Here is a 564-nt window from a genome sequence, read left to right as displayed (position 1 = left end):
AAAACACACTCAAAGAATTAGAGGCCAAAGAAAATCAGCTTTACGATAGTGTTATGAAGCTCAATATGGATGATTATAAAAAAATTGTTGCTTTATCTAATAAGGCGCTTGAAAATGTCAGCAAGCGCGAAGAACACCTAAAGCTTGAAAATGACAGCATGAAAAAATCGGAAACAGAATTTGAGGAAGCAAAAACGTCAGCGGAACATATTAAGGAAAAAGACATAAAAGAAAAGGCCGATGCCGCAGCAAACCATATGGAGAAAAGATATACATCATATGGCACTATGTATAAAGAGTATAAAAAAGCGCTTGAGCTTAATAAAAAACTGTATATGCAGCTGAAAGACAAAGATTTGACAAGAGATGATCTGGATCAGCAGATCGATAAAGTCAATGCTTCTTATGAAAAGATCCTTAAATATAGCGGAGAATTTAATGAACAAACCGAAAAATATAATAAAGCCCGGGAAGATTTATATGATGCTGCAGGCTATCGTGTGAAAAAGAGCTGACTCGATCAGCTCTTTTTTTGAATGAAATGCGATTCGGATTTCGTTCAAA

General features: G+C 35.1%; 1 protein-coding gene. It reads left to right on the top strand.

Annotation, left to right across the window (positions count from 1 at the left end; all coding sequences use genetic code 11):
• The coding region (locus ACWHAR_RS30465) for a YkyA family protein (RefSeq protein ID WP_452088858.1) at window positions 1-515 on the top strand (515 nt) is incomplete at its 5' end.
• Between the last annotated feature and the right edge of the window lie 49 nt (window positions 516-564).

Source organism: Bacillus sp. LR--39 (assembly GCF_053613335.1).
This window is presented reverse-complemented; position numbering and strand designations above follow the sequence as displayed.